Source organism: Herminiimonas sp. KBW02, assembly GCF_003852535.1.
Lineage (GTDB): Bacteria > Pseudomonadota > Gammaproteobacteria > Burkholderiales > Burkholderiaceae_D > Oxalicibacterium.
This window is the reverse complement of the sequence record NZ_QAJP01000015.1, coordinates 3,396-4,123: the sequence shown is the minus strand read 5'-3', so window position 1 is coordinate 4,123 and position 728 is coordinate 3,396. Positions and strand designations below refer to the sequence as shown.

The following is a 728-nucleotide window of genomic DNA, read 5'->3' as shown; positions in this document are numbered from 1 at the left end:
TATTGGTTCTTAATCGTCCACATATTCGAATTGCGTGCATAAATTTGTTTGAATCACGTCATAATCGCCCGCACTTTCACTTACCCTCAATTCGCATAGATGGCCTTAGATCATTTGCTGACCGCCCTTGACATCGGTGTTACTTACTTTGCGCTCTGCGACATACGTGACGGTTGGGGGATGCATTTCGATGCCTGTAAGACGGCAAGTCTGCATTACTGCCTGGAGGGGATTGGCACCCTCACCGTTCATGGCACCGCTCCCATTCGACTTGAGTCGCACACTTTTATACTCCTGCCGCCGGGTGTCCCCTATCGAATCGAAAGCGCATCCCAAAGGCAACCGCGGCTTGAGTATCGTACTCTCTTGCACCCGGTATCATCACACCACTCCACTCCAACGCTAATCGTCGGGGAAGGCGTACAAGGCATCGTTACTGTGTGTGGTGAAATTCGTGTCAAATTGCCCGGGGGATCAGACCTTTTTACTCCATTGAGCAAACTGTTGGTTGCACGATTTAATGGGGCTAACGGACTACAGGACCAGTTCGCAATGCTGCTAGCAGAGTCGGCTCGACCCGGAATAGGATCTCGGGTGCTGACTGAAGCATTGCTCAAACAGTGTTTGGTGCTAGCGTTACGACGCTGGGTCGAAAGCGAGCCTTCATCACTACCTTGGCTAGCGGCCGTACGTGATGCACGACTCAATCGCGCGTTGCACGCTATTTT

1 protein-coding gene is annotated in these 728 nt (G+C 51.6%); it reads left to right on the top strand.

The annotated features are described in order from the left end of the window. Positions 1-99: 99 nt before the first annotated feature. Positions 100-728, top strand: a 629-nt coding sequence (locus DBR37_RS17090; RefSeq protein WP_148089232.1) for a cupin domain-containing protein, incomplete at its 3' end; no start/stop codon positions are given.